Origin of the sequence: Pseudomonas fluorescens, from assembly GCF_040448305.1 — a bacterium.
GTDB classification, from domain to species: Bacteria; Pseudomonadota; Gammaproteobacteria; order Pseudomonadales; family Pseudomonadaceae; genus Aquipseudomonas; species Aquipseudomonas fluorescens_BH.
This window is the reverse complement of sequence record NZ_CP148752.1, coordinates 780,395-797,651: the sequence shown is the minus strand read 5'-3', so window position 1 is coordinate 797,651 and position 17,257 is coordinate 780,395. Positions and strand designations below refer to the sequence as shown.

Sequence of the window (17,257 nt, the reverse complement as noted above, 5' to 3'; positions counted from 1 at the left end):
GACGCCCAAGGGGCGTCTTTTTTTGTGCCTGAAATCCACCCGCCTCTCAGACCGCCAACTCAAGGCTGTCAAACCAAAAGACAAGGATTAAATCCTCATCGATGGTGAGCCTCTCCAGACCGCGTACTGGCGGCGGCCGAGGATGAGGTTGCCGGCGTTACTCATGGTTAATCAACCGTTTTCGCCAGGCCCCGACACCGATGCATCCAACGCGGCGACTAATTGCAATAACCGAGGGTCGCGACGCTGCGCAGGATCAACCGCACCAGCATGGTCTGGCGGGTCACCCCGGTCTTGGAGAAAGTCGAACGCAGGTGTGCCCGTGAGGTGTTGCGGCTGATGCCCAGTTCTTCGGAGGCTTCGTCCAGGGTCAGGCCGTTGGCCAGCAGCATGGCCAGCTGGGTTTCGGCCGGGGTGAAGTCGAACAGGGCGCGGACAATCTCTTGCGGTGCACTGGATTGCTGTTCCGGGTCGCTGATGAAAATCACCACCGCTGGGCACTGTTTGCCTTCGCTCCAGTCTGACAACGGTACCGAGCGCACGATGATGCCCAGGTCCGCGCGGCCCGAAGGGCGTTGCACGCGCAGGGCTTCGACCACCGAGGGGTTGCTGCTTTTTTGCGAGAGCAGCGACTGTTTCACCAGGCGGCGGAACTCCTGGGTGTCACGCGCGGTACCGATCTGCAGGCCATCGTTGACCAGCTTGATACCGTCTTTTTCCTGGATCAGGCGGTCGGCCACCTGGTTGGTCCGCAGCACTTTGCCGGCTTCGTCGAGAATGATCGTGCCAACCGCCATCTGATCTACCGCGCCGGCATAGAGGTTGCGCTCGGTTTCGATTTGGTTCAACCGCATATGGATCTCGATCGACCGTTCCAGGTGCGGAATGAACTGCGCCAACAGGGCCTTTTCATCATTGTTGAAGGCCCTGTCGTCTCGACCGCGGCTGATGCGGATGCGGCACTGAGCGCCATCGGCAGTGTTGATGTCGGCGCCGAGGATATGGAACACGTCCAGCGGTTCGAGGAAATTCTTGCAGAACTCTGAGTTTTGCCAGTCGTCGTCGGAGACGAATTCGGCCAGGGTGACGACCTGGCGGTTGGGCAGGTCGACAAAGGGGTCGAGGGTGAAAAAGTGCTGGTTATAGGAGGCCGTGATTTCGGCTGAGGAGCCAGTGGTGTGAATCATCAGGCCAGTGTCGTGTTGACTCGGTGGGCGCAGGATGAAGGTGACGAATTTGCTTTGCAGATACACATTGAGCCGGTTGAGGAAGGTCGTCCAGGGGATGTTCTCCAGCGGTCCTTGATAGAGATTGCCGACGAACTCGCTGAACGTCTCGAGGCTGAGGCTCTGCATGGACAATCCTTTTATATTTATTAGTGTTGGAGATGGTCGAGAATAGGTGCCCTCGTCGATTGAGCGCAACACCCGGATCTATAGTCTGAAAGGAGGTGGGCCTACCTGCGAGATCGTGTAACTTTGCGTCCTGCGAAGCGCACCGGCCGGCCGGTGAGTTTACTTGTACGATCCACCCTATGGCCGATGTTAAACTGCGATTCGTTTCGTACCATTGGTCGACTCAAAAGATTGGTGTGATGACCCAGCAAGTCAGGAAAATCGAACGTTTGACACTGAAAAGCGTCGTCACGCGAGCAAAGCTCGTGTCAATTGCCGAACGGCTGTTCGCCGAGCGCGGTATCGAAGGGGTGTCGTTAAGCGACATCAACAAAGCCGCCGGGCAGCGGAACAAGAACGCCACGAATTACCACTTCGGCAGCAAGGACGGCTTGCTGCAGGCCATCCTCGACAAGCATGAGCCTGGTATTGCCAGCCGGCGCAACGCATTGCTCGATGAACTGGAGAAGCGAGGTAATCCTTCGGTAAGAGACGTGGTCCGCGCGCTGATGTATCCGGTGGCCGACAAGATGTTCGATCCCAACGGAGGGAAGGACTTTATCCGTCTGGATGCCCAACTGGTGGCGGTGCATACGCTCTCCGTACAGAACCTGCGCGCTTCCACGCTCAATCTGGGTCAGGTGGATCGGTTGAGGCGGGCGCTGCTCGGGGTCCTCCAGGACCTGCCGGAGTCCGTGGCCCAGCAGCGCCTGCACTTGGCGGCAGTATTGCTCCTCCATGGGCTCGCCGATCACTCTCGCATGCTTGATGCGAGCGATAAGAAGACCTTGGTGATGGACACCGAGTTGTTCATCAAGAACATCGAAGACTGCCTGGTGGCACTGCTGGCGAGCCCCATGTCGCCCGAAACTGTCTCCCTTCTTTCCCGCCTTGACGTACCCGAACAGGTTCCAGCCCACGTTTACAGCTTGCCCTCATGAGGCAGCTGTAAACATTGCATGGGTAATGACTGCTACCTGGAGAGGCTCGTTTCGAACTCGCGTGTAAAACGGTCGACTTCCGATTCGGGCAGATGATTGATACCTCCCGCCAGTTTCCTGCCACCGCCGGTGTCAAAGGTGCGGCAGAAGTCAGCCGCAGCCACCGGACTATGTCCGGGAGTGCGCACGCTTACGGTGAACCCACCTTGCCTTTTGGGCGACAGGATACCGAGCGCGCGATCTGGCTGTGCCTGCATGAGCTCGTTGGCCAGGGTTCCAATCGCCCGCCGCGCCCATGGAACGTCAGGCAACATCAGCAGCATCGCGCCGGGTATCTGGCGTGTCGGTGTAAGCCGGCGAGCCAGATCCATGTCCTCCTCATAGCCTGCCGCCAGCCGCGCGTAGGCGTCCGAGCCTGTGACGAACTCCAGCGGGTCGGCGAACGGCTGCATCAGGTTCGACAGTTCGGCCGGATCGAAATGCAGATCGGCAACGGTCTCGCCATAAGCGTTGTAGTTGAGATAGAGGCCGAGCCGCTCCAGGGTCCTGACCGCTCCAGCGCCTATGCCTTGCGCCTTGGCCATGGCGCAGCCCACTTCAGGCAGGCTGTCGCCGTATGCCGCAGCAATCGCCCATACACGATGGCGACCGCCAAGATAGCGGTCGACCAGGATGCTGGTGCAGACGTCGGCAGCCTCGTCGATATAAGGCTCGAAGCGCCCATGCCGAGGCATCTCCCCTGCGTGATGATGATCGAAGTAGCGCACCGAAGCGCCCGCCTCAAGCAGGCGAAGCAGATCGGTACGATTCTGATCGAGGGAGATGTCGAGTGCAGTGATGGTATCCCCCTCGCACGCTTCGATACGCCGCAGTAACTGAATGTCGCGTTTGACTCCGGTCAGCAGCTCCGCGCTGGCGAACTCGTCAGGCGCGGCAAGCCGCAGTTGTTGCAACGCACACAGTCCATCGGCATCCCCATTGAATGCAACGTAGCGATTCATAGGGCCTCGCGAGCGACAAGATGGCTGACGATCAGTTCGGCTGCTTCCTCGGGAGAGCAAGCGGTGGTGTCGATGCGAATTTCCGGGTTTTCCGGCGGCTCGTAGGGGGAATCGATGCCGGTGAAATTCGTCAGTTCGCCACGGCGAGCCTTCTTGTAGAGGCCTTTTGGATCCCTCTGTTCGGCCACGCTGATCGGCGTGTCGACGAACACCTCGAAGAACTCGCCCTGCTCCACCAGCTCGCGCGACATTCTGCGTTCAGATCGGAATGGTGAGATGAAGGACACCAGAACGATCTGCCCCGCATCGACCATCAACTTGGCGACTTCACCTACGCGCCTGATGTTCTCGACCCGGTCGGCTTCGGAGAAACCGAGATCCTTGTTGAGGCCGTGGCGCACGTTGTCACCATCAAGCAGATAGGTATGTTTGCCCAATGCATGCAGTTTCTTCTCGACGAGGTTCGCGATCGTGGACTTGCCGGCACCCGACAACCCTGTGAACCAGAGTACGCAAGGCTTCTGCCCCTTGAGGGTGGCGTGCGCCTGTTTGTTAACGTCAATCGCCTGCCAGTGGATGTTCTGCGAGCGACGCAAGGCAAAGTGCAGGAGTCCGGCGCCGACCGTATTGTTGGTCAGGCGGTCAATCATGATGAAACCGCCGGTATCGCGATTTTCCTTGTAGGGATCAAATGCGATTGGCTGATCAAAGCTCAGGTTGCAGACGCCGATTTCATTCAGGTCCAGTGTCTTGGCGGCGAGGTGCTCGAGCGTATTGACGTTGACCTTGTATTTCGGTGTCGCGCTGGTGGCCGTCACGGTCTTGGTGCCGATCTTCAACAGATAGGGGCGGCCCGGCAGCATCGGCTCATCGCTCATCCAGACGATCGTCGCCTCGAACTGGTCTGCCACCCTGGCCGGTGCATCGATCGTCGCGAGAATGTCGCCCCGGCTGATATCGATCTCGTCCTCGAGCGTAATCGTGATCGACTGGCCAGAGACGGCTTCCTCAAGGTCACCCTCGCGCGTCACGATACGCGCGACCCGGCTTTCCTTCCCCGACGGCAAGACACGGAGGCGATTGCCGCGCTTGACGCTGCCGCCGACAACGATCCCGGCATAGCCGCGGAAGTCGAGGTTCGGTCGGTTGACCCACTGCACCGGCATGCGAAACGGCCCGGACTGATCCGCAGCATCCTCGACCTGCACCGTCTCAAGGTATCCCATCAGTGTCGGCCCCTGGTACCAAGGGGTGTTCGCGCTCGGCTCGGTGATATTGTCGCCCTTCAGGGCTGACATCGGGATGGTGACGATATTCTGCAGGCTAATCTGGCTGGCGAAAGCGCGATAGTCCGCGTCTATCTTGTCGTAGATCTCTTTCGAGTAACCCACCATATCCAGTTTGTTGATGGCCAGCACGACATGGCGAATGCCAATCAGCGACACCAGATAGCTGTGTCGCCGCGTCTGGGTCAGCACCCCTTTGCGCCCGTCGATCAGAATGATGGCGACATCCGCTGTCGAGGCTCCGGTGACCATGTTGCGCGTATATTGCTCGTGGCCCGGTGTATCGGCCACGATGAACTTGCGCTTGTCGGTCGAGAAGAAGCGATAGGCAACATCGATGGTGATGCCTTGTTCACGCTCGGCGGAAAGTCCGTCGACCAGTAGTGCGAAATCCAGGTCGCCACCTTGCGTTCCCACCTTCTTTGAATCCGCTTCCAGCTGGCTCAACTGGTCTTCGAAGAGCATCTTCGACTCGTAGAGCAGGCGCCCGATGAGCGTGCTTTTTCCATCGTCGACGCTGCCGCAGGTGATGAAACGCAGCAGGCTCTTGTTCTCGTGGGATTTCAAATATTGCTCGATGTCTTCGGAAATCAAATCGGATACGTGTGCCATTAGAAATACCCCTCCTGTTTCTTTTTCTCCATCGAGCCCGCGGAGTCGTGATCAATCAGGCGACCCTGGCGCTCGGACGTCCTGGCCAGAAGCATTTCCTGAATAATGGCCGTCAAGGAGTCGGCCTCGCTCTCGATTGCGCCGGTCAGCGGGTAGCAACCCAGCGTGCGGAAACGCACTTTCCTGATCTCGGGAACCTCGCCGTCGTTCAGTGGCATGCGCTCGTCATCGACCATGATGAGCGTGCCGTCGCGCTCCACCACCGGTCGCTCTTTCGCCAGGTAAAGCGGCACGATCGGAATGTCGTTCAGATAGATGTATTGCCAGATGTCGAGCTCGGTCCAGTTGGACAGGGGAAACACCCGGATGCTTTCGCCCTTGTGCTTTCGGGCGTTATACATCCGCCACAGTTCGGGGCGTTGCAGCTTGGGATCCCAGCGGTGCTGCTCGGAGCGGATCGAGAATATTCGCTCCTTGGCCCGCGACTTCTCTTCGTCCCGCCGTGCGCCGCCAAAGGCCGCATCGAAACCGTGCTTGTCCAGCGCTTGCTTCAATCCCTCGGTTTTCCAGATGTCGGTGTGTATGGCCGAACCATGGGAAAAGGGGCTGATGCCCTTTTCCAGCCCCTCGGGATTGATATGGACGAGCAGGTCGAAGTCGTGCTTTTTCGCCATGGCGTCGCGGAACTGAATCATCTCGCGGAACTTCCAGGTCGTGTCGACGTGCAGCAATGGGAACGGCAGTTTTCCCGGGTGGAACGCCTTCAGGGCCAGGTGCAGCATCACTGCACTGTCCTTACCGACGGAGTAGAGCATTACCGGGTTCTCACACTCAGCGACCACTTCTCGCATGATGTGAATGCTCTCGGCCTCAAGACGCTGCAAGTGCGTCAGCATGTGTTTCCTCCTTCCTCTGCGCTGGGTCGGGATGCCACCGAGAATCCGATGCCCGGCCCAGTCACTCGAGGTGCGATTGCGTGTGGACGTTTATCGCCCACCTCTTTTTTAAGCCTTGTTACTTAAACTGGCTTTAAAGGTAGATCTCGCAATTGCACGGATCATCGTCCGTTTAGACTATTCACAGTTCGAACGCTTTTAATACTATCGCCTTATCTTGAACCGCCAGTCGGTCGGGGCGATAGCTGCTGCTCCTGATCGACTGGCTCATTGCGCCGCAGCAATCAGGTGTACCTATTGGAGGCAACGCCCCATGAACACTCAACAGGCCGACTGGCCGAACCTTCAGTTTGACTACAACAATTGCCATGTCCTGGTGACCGGTGGCACCAGCGGCATCGGGGCCGGCATCGCCGCTGCGTACCAAGCAGCAGGTGCGCAGGTGACGATCACCGGCACCCGGCCCTGCGCCGCCGATTACGACATTGACCTCGACGGCTACCGCTACTTGCAGCTCGACATCGAGAACGCAGACAACATTTCTGCCGTTGCAGCAGCGCTGCCGCGCCTGGACATCCTCGTCAACAACGCCGGCTTTGCGCTGCCAAGCTGTGGCCTGGACGAGTACGAACCGGACGTTTTCGAACGCGCGGTGCGCATGCACCTCGTTGGTGGCTATCGCATGGCGCATGGCTGCGCAGACAAACTCCTGCAAAGCACGCTGCCAGGCGGCCCTTCGATCATCGGCATTGCATCAATGAGCTCGTTCTTCGGGATCGATGTGGTGCCCGGCTATGGCGCGGCAAAGACTGGCGTCGTCGGGCTGACCCGGGCACTGGCGGTCCATTGGGGCGGACGCATTCGCGTCAACGCGGTCGCGGCGGGGCTTACCGCAAGCCGCATGACGGCGACGACTGTCGCCAATCCGCAGTGGTCCGCGCCCACGCTTGCACGCACGCCGGCAGCACGGCTTGGGGTGCCGCAGGACATCGCCGGTCCAGTCCTTTTCCTGACGAGCGCCGCTGCCGGCTGGATCACGGGACAGACACTGCCTGTCGATGGCGGTTTCACGGTCGCCGGCTGAGTCCGGCGTCGGCCCTTCCCGTACTGCCTGTCGCCAACACCTCTCCTCACACTTATGGAGCAGCGCATGAAACCTGACATCATCCGTATCACAGACCTGGGCGCCCCCGAGCTGACCGAGCGGCAGCGTCGAGCGATCGCGGGCGTCCCCCCCGTGGAAATGCGCGAGGAGGCCGTCCTGGCAGCCGCATGCCAGCGCACGGGGCTTTCCGACTTCGGTTCGGACGACTTCCGCGAACGGCTGCGAGTCTGGCTGAAGAGTTTTGACGAGGACACGGAGCTCGGCCCCCTGGGCCGCGCGGGGATGTTCGGCGATGCTGTGCGCTACGCATCTTCGCGCCTGCGCTTCGAAGATCTGGTGAAGCGACACCCGGAAATCAACGACGTCGCGATTGATCGGCCGATCATCGTCGCCGGCCTTCCCCGCTCAGGCACGACCCACCTGGTCAACATCCTGGCAGCCGATCCGCGACTGCGTTCGATGCCGCTTTGGGAAGCGATGGAGCCGATTCCTGCGCCGCAAGACCAAACATCAAACGGGGAAGATCCGCGTATCGTTCGTACCCGCCAGGCCTGGGGCGAATTCGAAGCCATATTGCCGTTCATGCCGGCGATGCACGAAATGTCCCCCACCCACGTGCATGAAGACATCGAACTGCAAGGCCTGGACTTCTCGTCCTATCTGCCGGAATGGCAGTCTCGCCCGTGTCGCTGGCGCGACTACTACTACAGCCACGATCAGACGCCGCACTACCGTTATGGTCGCCGAGTCCTGCAGGCGCTCACCTGGCTCCAGGGCCCGAACCGATGGGTGATGAAATCGCCACCGCACATGGAAAACCTGCGGCCGCTGGTGACGACCTATCCCGACGCCACGCTCGTCATCACCCATCGCGACCCCGTAGCCGTGCTCCAGTCCGCCATCACCATGATCGCCTATGGCGACCGCATCCGCCGCCATACCCTCGACGTAAAGGCGTTGGCGCGCTATTGGACAGATCGAGTGGAACATCTGCTGCGCGCCTGCGTTCGGGACCGGGACAGTGTTCCCGCCGGCCAATCGCTCGATGTGCTCTTCGACGACTACATGGCCGACCAACAGACGGTGATCGAACGCATCTATGCCATGGCCGGCCTGCCACTGACCGCCGACGCCAAGACGCGGATCCAGGCCTATCTGAACGCCAATCCACGGGGCAAGCATGGTCGCGTCGTCTATGACCTGAAAGGCGATTTCGGGGTTGATGTTGCCGCTTTGCGCGAGCGATTCGGCTTTTACTATGAGCGCTTCTCGGTCAGGCCAGAGCGCATCGAAGGAGAGCGGCCATGACCGATCAAGCTATGGAACGCCTGTTGTCCGGCCGCGCGTGGGACGACTTCTGCGAAACCGTTCGCCAGGCCGGCCACAGGGTCAATGCTTTCGGCGCCGAGGCCGATACCCTCGACCGCGCCGAATGGTATCGATTCATGACCCGGCTCATGCGCAACGGGTTCGAACGCTACCTGGAGAACTGCGAGCCAGAACGGCCGCGCCTGCGCGATGCGCCCTGGCGCCAGTCCATCAACTTCCAGTCTCCCGATCAGGATCATCTGCTTGCCGAGTTCGTCGACGGTAGTCATGACTATGTCATTCGTGGCCATCGTGGCGGGCTGCCGTACTTCGTCATTGCCTCATGGCGCGCGCCACAACCGCGCCATCCCGGCGCTCAGGACTGGGCAACGCGTGGCGTATCCGGTCTTGACGAATTCGATCCCGCTGCGCTGCAGACCACCGGCTTCATCTCCTCACGCCAGGTGAAGTTCGATGCGCAGGGCAACTTCGAGATCGTGGTCAGCCAGAACAAACCCGCAGACGGGCGCGACTGGCTGTCGATCTCACCGGACTGCGTCGGTCTCCTGGTGCGCACGCTCTACCATGATCGCGCGAATACCGCGCCGCCTCACTTCACTATCGAACGGATCGATAGCCCGCAACCGCGACCCGTCACCGCCGCCGAAATAAGCGATGCGCTCGCCAAGGCGGGTCAGATGGTACTTGGCTATTGCGAGCTGGTGCGCAGCTGGTGGCAGGACAATCTCAGCCAGCGGCCAAACCGCATCCGCTTCGACCGCGCGGTGTACCTGTCCAATGGCGGCGTGCCGGACCGACACCACGGCTTCGGTACATGGGAGTGTGCTGGCGACGAGGCGCTGGTTATCGATTTCCTGCCCTCAGCCTGTGATTACTGGATATTCCAGCTCTGTTCGATCTGGCAAGAGAACCTCGACAACTACGAGGACGGTGGCGGTTGTGTGCAGAAGTACAAGGCCAGCTATCGCCACGACGGCTCGGTGCGCGTCATCGTTGCGCAAGGCCAGCCCGGCATCGCCGGCAATTGGGTCCAGTCCTTCGGCCATGTCCATGGCGGCATGAGTTTGCGCCTGATTGGCACACAGGGCGAGCCGCCGCAGGTAACGCTGCGCCGTATTGCGCTCGCCGTGCTGCAAGAACGTGGTGAAGAGGCACTTGAAGACATCGTGCCGATCATCAGTGGCGAGGTGGCGCAATGAGCGTGCTGTCGCAACACATGGCCGAGCTCGGCGAAATGGCACGGCACTGCATCGTGGCGCTCGATCATGTCCTGCATGGAGGCGATCTCTGATGACCCATCCCATAGGTGCCGCCGTGGTCGGCACCGGCTTCGGCCTTTTTACCCATGTCCGTGCGTTGCGCGAGGCCGGCTTCGAGGTGCGCGCCATCGTCGGCCGAGACCGTGCCCGCACCATCGCCCGCGCCGCGCCACTGGGTATCCCACTGGCGACCGATAGTCTGGCCCAGGTGCTGGCTGATCCGGCGATACAGCTCGTTACGGTGGCAACGCCCCCGCACGCACACTATGCACCGGTGATGGCCGCGATCGCCGCCGGGCGGCATGTCGTGTGCGAAAAGCCCTTTGCCCGCGACGCCGCCGAAGCGGTGCAGATGCGCGAAGCCGCGACAAAGGCAGGTGTTCATCACCTGCTCGGCGCCGAATTCCGCTTCGACAGCGCGCAGGCGTTGCTGCGGCGCGTCGTTCAGTCGGGTCTGATCGGCACACCGCGCCATTTCCTGCGCATCTACCATCAACCGGGCCTGCAGGACTCGACAAGCAAGCTCAGCGACTGGTGGGAGGACGCTGACCAGGGCGGCGGTTTCCTTGGCGCATTCGGCTCGCACATGATCGATCAGGTCGAATACATGTTCGGCCCCATCGCTCGTGTCAGCGGCATGCTGCAGACGCTGGCGCCCGGGCGCCCCACCATGACAGCCGACGATTGCTACACCGTGCAGTTCGAAACGGACAGCGGTGTTGCCGGGTCAATCATCGCCGCGCTGGCCGCGCCGGGGCCGCTGGTGATGGCCACCAAAGTGGTGGGCAGCGCAGGCGGCGCGTGGATTCAGAGCGGCGCGACGTTTGGTGACCCCGAAGAAGTCTGGGTGAGCGACACCGATGGTGTGCGGCGCATCGAGATGCCCGCGGATCTGGTCAACGCAATGCCGACAGCTTTTCCCGTCGCCGAGCTGATCCAGACCGAGCAGGACCGCTGGCACACCATGGGCTTCGATGTTGCGCCCTATGCGCGCCTGTTCGCCGAGATGCGCACGCGGATCGAAAATCGCGCACCCGCGATCCCCGAGCGTGCCGCCACATTCAACGACGCTGCGCGAGGCCAACAGGTGCTCGACGCCATTCGACTGTCGGCGCGCAAGCGCGCCTGGATCACAATCTGAAATGAAGGACTCTGCTATGACGAAATTGATGCTTCATGCAACGGTTCACGGACCTGACGATATTCGTGTCGAACAGGTACTGCGCCCCAGTGCCGGGCCGGACGATATTGTGGTCAAGGTCGTGGTCTGCGGTATCTGCGGCTCTGACCTCGGTTATGCGCGCGCCGGTGGCCTGCCGATGGGGGGCGATGGTCCCTTATCGCTCGGGCATGAGTTCTCGGGCGTGATCGAGGAGGTGGGCGCGCGAGTGACTGCGCTGCGCAAAGGCCAGCGCGTAGTGGTCAACCCGACGACGCCTGCGAACATGATCGGCTCCGGAGGCCCTGGGGCCTTCGCCTCGCACATTCTCGTGCGCAATGTCATGGCCGAGTCGTCGGTCTACCCCATTCCCGACACCCTGGACTTCGAAACCGCTGCACTGGTCGAGCCGCTCGCCGTCGCGCTGCACGGCGTCAACCGGTCGCGTGCCGGCGCTGGTAGCAAAGTAGTCGTTTTCGGCGCGGGTCCCATCGGGCTCGGTGTCGTGGCAATGCTCCGTTTGCGCGGCGTCGCGGACATCATCGCCGTCGATCGCGTGGACTCACGTCTGGAACGTGCGCGCGCACTCGGTGCAAACGCCACGTTCAATCCCGACAATTGCGATCTCTGGGCTGAAATCGGCAAGCGCCATGGCGCTGGCACGCTCTACGGGATGCCAGTGGTGGATTCCGACGAATTCATCGAGGTGTCGGGCGCCGCTCCGGTCATTCCCCAAATCATTGCGCGCGCACGTTTCGGGGCACATCTGACGGTGGTGGCGGTGCATCACGCACCGGTCGCCATGGATTTGGCGATGGCGCTGGGCAAGGAGATGGAAGTGACCACCGCCATGGCCTATCCCACCGAGTTTGGCGAGGTGCTGGAGATCCTCGCCGCAGGCCGGATCGACACCACCGCGCTGATTAGTCATCGCTACGCCTTCGAAGACTTCGAGCAAGCCTTCGCTACCGCCGCGCGTGCAGATGAATCGGCCAAGGTATTGGTGACGTTCGGATGCACAATGGGTATCGGATGACCTTGAAGCAGATGGGCGGCGCATTTCGATGATGTCCGCCCTGGATCGAAGTGGACATCCAACAACATCCACCAGCGCTCGAAATCCCGAACCGCTTAACCGACGCGTGGAAGGATTGACCTGTTGTCAGGCGCAACCAGGACTCACGCTAACGATCAGTACTTGATGTCCCGGGCTGTACGACGGGTATCCTGCTTGGTGCTGCGCTTGTCCTGGCGACATTCCACGTTGCTCTTGTCACTGCCCTTTCTGCATTCATCCTTGGTTTGCCGGGCAGTAGAGCGCCCTTCCTGCCTGGTATCGCGAGCTTCCCGCCGTTGTTCACCCTGCTCGGTCGCGTAGACGGGTAGCGTCACCCACTGCACGCCGGCGGCGATGAGCAGCGTCGCCAGGGCTTTCAAGTAGTGCTTGCGAATCATGATTTTTCTCCAATGCCATACCGCTCAGTCGCTTCGTTCGCGCCCCCAGGAATTCAGCGAAAACGTGAGTTACATCGTACGCTCACAACTCACAAAAGCACTTTGTGGTACGTGAAATCTGACGATAGGGTCACTTAGGCAGCCGCGCTAGGCTGTTATGTGCATGCTTGCAATATGGGCATCGGTAACGACTAAGCTTTGCAGCTGCCCGCCCGCGAAGAGGCCAGCGAGACCTCCAGAATATTTTGCATCCACGGTCGCCCCTATCACTGCCATCCCCTCGGAGAAGCCCATGCGCCAAGCCCTCCTGATCATCGACGTACAACCCGGCTTCGACCCGCCGCAGTGGCTGATCGACGGTATCCAGAAGCTGATCGGCACCCTGCCCAGTGTCGCCACGGTCGAGCGCCATGACGAATCCATAACCCCCTTCGAAAAACAGCTCGGCTGGCACCCCGCACCGGACGATGACAGCCTGATCCCGGCCGACCGCATTTTTATCAAGCACGGCTACGCGCCCACACCGGAAACCATCGACTACCTTAGAAGCCTCAACGTCGAACGCGTGCTGGTGTGCGGCCTGCAGACCGAGACCTGCTGCCTGGCGGCGGGGTTTGCGCTGTTTGATGCGGGTTTGCAGCCGACGTTGATCACGGATTTGACGGTGGGGTCATCGCTGGACCGGACGGGCAGGTTGGGGGTCAGGCTTTGGGAGCATCATTTCAAGCACACGGTGAGTTCCAAGCAACTTTGATCTGCAATTAGCACCACATCATTGAGCCAATCAACCGACGTTAAGCAAGGCCAAAACTCACTTCTAGGAAATTTCCCTCAAGCCGTGTCCCCCTCATGGACTGGAGCTTGATATGCGGCCATGTACGCTGACTTTTCTATCGAATTCACCGCCTCTGCTGTTTCACCTTTGATGCGCTTCAAACCAAAGGAATGAACGATGACTCCTGCCGAACTGCTCATGCAAGAACAAGCCATGTCCTTCGCTAGATTGCACAAGAAAACCATAGCCAAGCGCCGAACCGATCGAGCGCTATACCCTCCTGAGCAAGATCCTGTATCAGTGTTCATGGCCGGCTCACCTGGAGCAGGAAAGACAGAAGCTTCAATCGCCCTGGTGAACCTGTTTGCTGATACAGCGATTCTGAGGATTGACCCTGATGAGCTTCGTAGTGAATTTTCCGACTACGCGGGAGGAAACGCCTGGATCTTCCAAAACGGGGTGTCAATTTTGGTCGAGAAAATTCTGGATTGCGCTTTCGACCAGAGGCAATCATTTGTGCTGGATGGAACATTTTCCAACATCGATGTAGCACGAAAAAATGTGGAGCGCTCTTTGCGCAAGGGCCGGTTCGTGCAGATTCTTTACGTCTACCAAAATCCGCTCCTTGCATGGGAATTCGTCAAAGCCCGTGAAGAACTCGAAGGGCGACGAATCCGACCAGAGCATTTCATCGACCAGTATTTCGCAGCGCGTGACGTGGTAAATACTCTTAAGTTAGAGTACGGGAGCGACGTTCATGTGGATCTGCTGATCAAGCACATAGACAATTCGGGACGTCTTTACAAAGCTGGGGTCGATAAAATTGACTACCATATCCCTGAGCAATACACGCGGGCTGATTTAATGGCCAGGCTCGGGTTAGGATCAGGAGTACATCAATGATTTCGATCAAGCTAGGCCTGTCCAAGGGCGCCAAAAGCTCCTTTGCTGACTTTATTCGCAACGCCAAGTCGGAACAGAAAAAGCGTGTCTATAGCGAAGTGTTGACCGAAGCTACGAAGCAGCAAAACCTTGTGATGATGGAAGTCGAAGCGAAACGAAGCTAACTGACCGCGCCAAGATGAAGCCCGACAAATTGTCGGGCTTTTTCGTTGTGTTCTTTGAATATTAAATGGACGGTCTCATTGAGGTCGTCCAACTCCAGAGCCGCGATCATCAAGCACGCAGCCGCTTAACCCCAACCCCTACCAATATCCCCAACACAATCGACACCAACGGCACCGCTCCCACCCAGGTCAGCGTCGGAAACACCAACAAAATCTGTGAGTCATTGCCACCGAGCATCATCGACGCACCGGTGCCCATCAACACGCCCGCGAGCAAATGCCTGCCCGCTGTCATCGCGGCAAACCGCTGATAGTTGAAGGTGCGGCGATGCAAGGTGTAACAGAGCATGCCCAGCATCAGCATGGCAAACACCGTCACACGCTGGGTGGTCAATGATGTGTCGCCCGGGCCCCAGAACCTTTGCGAGAGATCGTAGAAGAATACGCTGGGCGTCCACAGCGGTTCGAAGGTGTAGAGGGCACTGGTCAAAGCCCCCAGGAGCAGGCTCGACAGCACCAGGTGTCTGTCGCCGTGAATCCGGATCAGGAACAGCAAAATCAGCAACACGATGCCAATGACCAGCCAGTAATGACGGCTGGTGATCATCGGCATTTGCAGCGCCCGGTGTTCGGGCAGCATGTTCAGGTGATGCCACAGCACGATGCCCAGCACCCAACCGAGGATGGTGAAGACCTTGTTGAGGTTGCCGCTGGCGAGCTTGGTGAGGGTGCCGACGCTGCATCCGTCGTTGAGCACCGAGGCGAGGCCGAACAACAAACCGCCACCGACCAGTGACAGATAACCAACTTCAGGGATGAACAGCGGCTGACTGACGCCAGACAAGGCGTAGAGCGGTGCGAGCAACAGGCCGAACAGACCGCAACTGACCAGCGACACGAACAGGGTCGGCCGACGTTTGAGCAGCAGCCCCATGGCATTGACCAGGCACATGCCCATGCGCTGAGAGACCCAGCCAATGAGGAACGCCAGCAGCAGCGAAATCAGCAATGAAAACAAGGGCCTCCCTGTTTCCGGGTGGTGGCATCAAGTCGATGCCTGACAGACAGATTAGTCGCTGGGCAAACACTTCGGACGAACCACTCAATCCGCAATCGCCCTGCACCCCCTGTCGAATAGGCCTTGGGCAATGTCGACCGCGGCCCGATACCAGATGAATTTTTCTTCACCCCACGCCTCCGTCACTGCCTGTACATTGCACTGGCTCATTCAAGAAACTACGGTTTGCCCGCCCTCCCGCGGGCTTTTTTTTGTCTGCGAATTCGCAATCCGAGACTCACTGAAGGTTTCCTCGGGCAACAAAAAAACCGCAACCCTTTCGAGATGCGGTTTTTGCGGTTCAACGCCAACTCAATTCACAGGTTGAGTCTGAGCCGTCGGCACCGGTTGTTGCGCTCTGGAGAGCACCGGCTGTTCCAGCCTCGCTCGCCCGTAAAACGCCAGCGCCGTCAGCAAACACGCCAGCCACACGAAGATCCCGGCCCAGAAGGTGTGGGACATGTAGTGCCACCCTTGCAATACCCGTGTGGTGCCATAGATGAAACCGAGGGTCAGAGAGCCGTACATGATCGCTTTCGAATAGCGCCAGCGATAACGGCGAGCCACGAAGTACAACGCCAGCATGGTGAAACCGCCCGACGCATGTCCGCCCGGCCAGCAGCGCCCCTCGCCGGCAACTTTCAGCAGTTCGAAATTTTCATACCACTCAATGTGCTCCATCTTGCCGCCGTACTGGGTCGTCTCGATCGGGCAATACACACTGGTGTGGCCCTTGAGATAGTGAATCACCCCGGTGCTGATGGAGAACGCGAACACCACGTAGAGAAAGTCGCGACGATGCCGGGTGGCAAAGCGCAACACCGGTGCGACTTTGATTTTTTCCAGGAAAGCGATGATTTTCGCGTGCTTTTCAGCCTTCAGGCGCGGCCAGAGAAACGACAGCAAGGCACCGATAATCGCAATTTCACCGGTCCAGTTCGGAATGATCCGCGCCCATTTATGGGTGATTTTTTCGAACAGATGGACCTGGTCCAACGGGTACGTCTGCGTCACCGGATCAAAAAAGTAATTGTTGAAGGCGATGTCGATGCTGGTCATGTCGAACATCAGGAACACCGCGACCGCGCAAGCCAGCGGAATACCGAAATTCACCCAGTAAAAGCGGGAAGCGGTCTGCATGCTCAGTCCTGATTCGAAGGGATGGTTAAATTCAACGGGGCGTCACGGTCGGCCAATCCGAGGCTTCGATAAAGCCAAGCATGCGCGGAGTGTGCGGCGTTTCGGCTGAGATAAACAAAGAGGCCCCGTAACCCAGGGTCGAAGTTGGCAAATGGAGGTCTTTTTCCAGTTGGTCCATGCATTCGCTGTGGGTCACCAGAATCAGGTTGCGCCCGGCCACCTTGTGCGCCAACGCGTCGCGCAGCATGGTGCCCTTGCAACTGATCAACCAGTCTTCGCCCGTGCCGACCTTGTTGAACATGAAGCTGGCGGTCTGCGCCGTACGCAGAATCGGGCTGTTGTAGATATCAGCCTTGTCCAGGCCCAGGTTCTGGAAGTGCGCACCGACACCCATGGCGACACGGCGCGAGCGCTCGGTAATGCCATCGTTGCCAACCAGGCAAGGCGCCGAGGAGTGATCGCAGCGCTCGACGTGGCGCACCAGCACGATGACGTCGCCCTTGGCCCACCCGGTCATCAACGCCTGTGCACCGGGCACATTGCCGTGAGCCAGGTCCGCAACGGCGGCAGGTCGCAGCAAGAACACCGTCAACGGGATCACCAGCAACGCCGAGGCCAACACCACCGCAGCGTTGCGATAACGGGCGAAGCGGCTCAGATCGATCGAGCGTTTTATCCCGAAAAGACTCAGTCTTAATTCCACATCAAGCCGCCTCGCCGGCACGCACTACCTCATTAGATCCCGGCAGGTTAAAGAAAGGCGCGTCGGTGACTGGTGAAA

Annotated in this window: 17 protein-coding genes; 9 read left to right on the top strand and 8 right to left on the bottom strand. The window is 59.5% G+C overall.

From position 1 onward, the window contains the following. Nucleotides 1-218: 218 nt before the first annotated feature. Nucleotides 219-1,355, bottom strand: coding sequence for a LuxR C-terminal-related transcriptional regulator (locus tag WHX55_RS03520; protein ID WP_150754318.1), 1,137 nt, complete (start codon nt 1,353-1,355; stop codon nt 219-221). A 239-nt stretch (nt 1,356-1,594) separates the two neighbouring features. Between WHX55_RS03520 and WHX55_RS03515 the strand changes: the two genes are divergently transcribed. Beyond that, entirely contained in the window at nt 1,595-2,335 is a 741-nt protein-coding gene (locus WHX55_RS03515) for a TetR/AcrR family transcriptional regulator (RefSeq protein WP_191624931.1), read from the top strand. Nucleotides 2,336-2,367: 32 nt separating this feature from the next. Here the strand turns inward: WHX55_RS03515 and WHX55_RS03510 are convergent, their stop codons facing one another. Genes WHX55_RS03510 through cysD form a run of 3 tightly spaced genes read right to left on the bottom strand, consistent with a single transcriptional unit; the run spans nt 2,368 to nt 6,130 of the window. Beyond that, nucleotides 2,368-3,336 (bottom strand): acetyltransferase, encoded by a 969-nt coding sequence (locus WHX55_RS03510; RefSeq protein WP_150758036.1) that lies wholly within the window; start codon nt 3,334-3,336, stop codon nt 2,368-2,370. Beyond that, on the bottom strand, nt 3,333-5,234 hold the full coding sequence (cysN, locus tag WHX55_RS03505) for a sulfate adenylyltransferase subunit CysN (protein WP_150754315.1): 1,902 nt from the start codon (nt 5,232-5,234) through the stop codon (nt 3,333-3,335). The genes WHX55_RS03510 and cysN overlap by 4 nt, the downstream gene beginning before the upstream one ends. Next, nucleotides 5,234-6,130, bottom strand: a complete 897-nt coding sequence (cysD, locus tag WHX55_RS03500) for a sulfate adenylyltransferase subunit CysD (protein WP_151214238.1) — start codon at nt 6,128-6,130, stop codon at nt 5,234-5,236. The genes cysN and cysD overlap by 1 nt, the downstream gene beginning before the upstream one ends. 313 nt (nt 6,131-6,443) lie before the next feature. Between cysD and WHX55_RS03495 the strand changes: the two genes are divergently transcribed. The 5 genes from WHX55_RS03495 to WHX55_RS03475 all read left to right on the top strand — a co-directional run bounded on the left by WHX55_RS03495 (nt 6,444) and on the right by WHX55_RS03475 (nt 12,018). Further along, complete coding sequence (locus WHX55_RS03495; protein WP_151214237.1) at nt 6,444-7,214, top strand: SDR family oxidoreductase; 771 nt, start codon at nt 6,444-6,446, stop codon at nt 7,212-7,214. Nucleotides 7,215-7,280: 66 nt separating this feature from the next. After that, entirely contained in the window at nt 7,281-8,543 is a 1,263-nt protein-coding gene (locus tag WHX55_RS03490) for a sulfotransferase (RefSeq protein WP_353742077.1), read from the top strand. Continuing rightward, nucleotides 8,540-9,763, top strand: a complete 1,224-nt coding sequence (locus WHX55_RS03485) for a hypothetical protein (protein ID WP_353742076.1) — start codon at nt 8,540-8,542, stop codon at nt 9,761-9,763. Before WHX55_RS03490 ends, WHX55_RS03485 begins: the two co-directional genes overlap by 4 nt. A gap of 91 nt (nt 9,764-9,854) precedes the next feature. Next, on the top strand, nt 9,855-10,964 hold the full coding sequence (locus tag WHX55_RS03480) for a Gfo/Idh/MocA family oxidoreductase (protein WP_353742075.1): 1,110 nt from the start codon (nt 9,855-9,857) through the stop codon (nt 10,962-10,964). A 16-nt stretch (nt 10,965-10,980) separates the two neighbouring features. Further along, entirely contained in the window at nt 10,981-12,018 is a 1,038-nt protein-coding gene (locus WHX55_RS03475) for an alcohol dehydrogenase catalytic domain-containing protein (protein ID WP_353742074.1), read from the top strand. A gap of 155 nt (nt 12,019-12,173) precedes the next feature. Here WHX55_RS03475 and WHX55_RS03470 read toward each other — a convergent pair whose 3' ends face one another. Further along, nucleotides 12,174-12,437, bottom strand: a complete 264-nt coding sequence (locus WHX55_RS03470; protein ID WP_095942453.1) for a hypothetical protein — start codon at nt 12,435-12,437, stop codon at nt 12,174-12,176. 292 nt (nt 12,438-12,729) lie between these two features. Between WHX55_RS03470 and WHX55_RS03465 the strand changes: the two genes are divergently transcribed. From WHX55_RS03465 to WHX55_RS03455, 3 genes are all read left to right on the top strand, one after another. After that, on the top strand, nt 12,730-13,191 hold the full coding sequence (locus WHX55_RS03465) for a cysteine hydrolase family protein (RefSeq protein WP_353742073.1): 462 nt from the start codon (nt 12,730-12,732) through the stop codon (nt 13,189-13,191). Between the two features lie 198 nt (nt 13,192-13,389). Further along, nucleotides 13,390-14,115: a zeta toxin family protein gene (locus WHX55_RS03460; protein WP_353742072.1), complete on the top strand. Its 726-nt coding sequence runs from the start codon at nt 13,390-13,392 to the stop codon at nt 14,113-14,115. Next, entirely contained in the window at nt 14,112-14,279 is a 168-nt protein-coding gene (locus WHX55_RS03455; RefSeq protein WP_353742071.1) for a hypothetical protein, read from the top strand. The genes WHX55_RS03460 and WHX55_RS03455 overlap by 4 nt, the downstream gene beginning before the upstream one ends. A 109-nt stretch (nt 14,280-14,388) precedes the next feature. Here WHX55_RS03455 and WHX55_RS03450 read toward each other — a convergent pair whose 3' ends face one another. The 3 genes from WHX55_RS03450 to WHX55_RS03440 all read right to left on the bottom strand — a co-directional run bounded on the left by WHX55_RS03450 (nt 14,389) and on the right by WHX55_RS03440 (nt 17,179). Beyond that, on the bottom strand, nt 14,389-15,297 hold the full coding sequence (locus tag WHX55_RS03450; protein ID WP_353742070.1) for a YeeE/YedE thiosulfate transporter family protein: 909 nt from the start codon (nt 15,295-15,297) through the stop codon (nt 14,389-14,391). A gap of 351 nt (nt 15,298-15,648) precedes the next feature. Beyond that, nucleotides 15,649-16,476 carry a phosphatase PAP2 family protein gene (locus tag WHX55_RS03445; RefSeq protein WP_353742069.1) on the bottom strand — a complete coding sequence of 276 codons (828 nt, stop codon included), beginning with the start codon at nt 16,474-16,476 and terminating at the stop codon, nt 15,649-15,651. Nucleotides 16,477-16,507: 31 nt separating this feature from the next. Next, entirely contained in the window at nt 16,508-17,179 is a 672-nt protein-coding gene (locus WHX55_RS03440) for a histidine phosphatase family protein (RefSeq protein WP_150758040.1), read from the bottom strand. Between the last annotated feature and the right edge of the window lie 78 nt (nt 17,180-17,257).